At 69.1% G+C, this 1,097-nt stretch carries 2 protein-coding genes; one reads left to right on the forward strand and one right to left on the reverse strand.

The genetic code is table 11. The features are described 5' to 3' along the window. Positions 1-398 (forward strand): hypothetical protein (locus tag ABZ855_RS48430; protein ID WP_360820503.1); only part of this gene is annotated, 398 nt, incomplete at its 5' end. Positions 399-492: 94 nt separating this feature from the next. On the opposite strand, the gene ABZ855_RS48435 is transcribed toward ABZ855_RS48430, so the two are convergent. Continuing rightward, positions 493-1,097 (reverse strand): DMT family transporter (locus ABZ855_RS48435; protein WP_360820506.1); only part of this gene is annotated, 605 nt, incomplete at its 5' end.

A 1,097-nucleotide genomic window follows, 5' to 3' on the forward strand; every position in this document is an offset into this window, starting at 1 on the left:
GCCAGCGCATGCTGACCGGCGCGGTGCCGAACGGGCCGCCGCAGCAGTTCTGGAACGGCCCGGGCGCCGGCAACGACGAGCGCAACAAGTTCTCGCTCAACACCTGCAACGCCTGCCATGGCGCCGAGACCCAGACCACCAACTTCCTGCATATCGCGCCGCGCGCGTCCGGTGCGACCTCGCTGCTGTCGAGGTTCCTGATCGGCAACAATCCGGTCGGCAGCAGCCTCGCCAATCCGGGCACGTTCACCATGAACGATCCCTTCAGCGGCACGCCGCGCACCTACGGCGACCTGAAGGACCGGGCGACCAAGCTGTCGGCACTGCAGAACAACGCCTGCCTGTCCGGCGCGGTGTTCCACGAAGCCTTGAGCGTGCCGCTGCTGGCGACCCACTGAGGTTTCGCTGGCTTGGAAAACGAACAGGCGCCCGCGGGCGCCTGTTCGCTTTTCGCAGGCCGCCCGACGCGGCGGAAACCCGCGGCGACGCGGCTCAGCTCGAGGGTTTGTCCGCGGCCGGCAGCGGCACCGAGTTCGCCCCCGGCCGGCTCAACAGCCACACCCCGCCCAGCACCACCGCAGTGCCGACCAGCTGGATCGCAGTGATCTTCTCGCCGAGCACCCAGGCGCCGAGGAACACCAGCGACACCGGCCCGATCACCGAGAACTGCGCCGCCGTGCCCGCGCCCAGGCGCCCGACCGCGGCCATGGTGAAGGTCACCGGCAGGAAGGTGCAGAACACCGCATTGGCCGCGGCCAGCGCGTACACCTGCCACGGCAGGCCGAACAGCGCCGACGGCGGGCGCGCGATCAGGTAATGGATCAGCACCGCGGCGGTCGACACGATCATCGCCCAGGCCACCAACTGCAACGAACCCAGGCGTTTGATCAGTTCGCCCGACATCGCCAGATACAGCGCGTAGCTGACCGCCGCGCCCAGCACCAGCGCGCTGCCGAACAGTACGTGCTCGCCTTCCACGCGCAGGTTTTCGACCATCACCAGGACCACGCCGGCATAGCTCACCGCCAGCGCCGTCCACTCGCGCGCGGCGACCCGGCGCTTGAACGCGAACAGGCCGATCAACAGCACGATGGTCG

This window comes from Streptomyces sp. NPDC047042 (genome assembly GCF_040644035.1).
Lineage (GTDB): Bacteria > Actinomycetota > Actinomycetes > Streptomycetales > Streptomycetaceae > Streptomyces.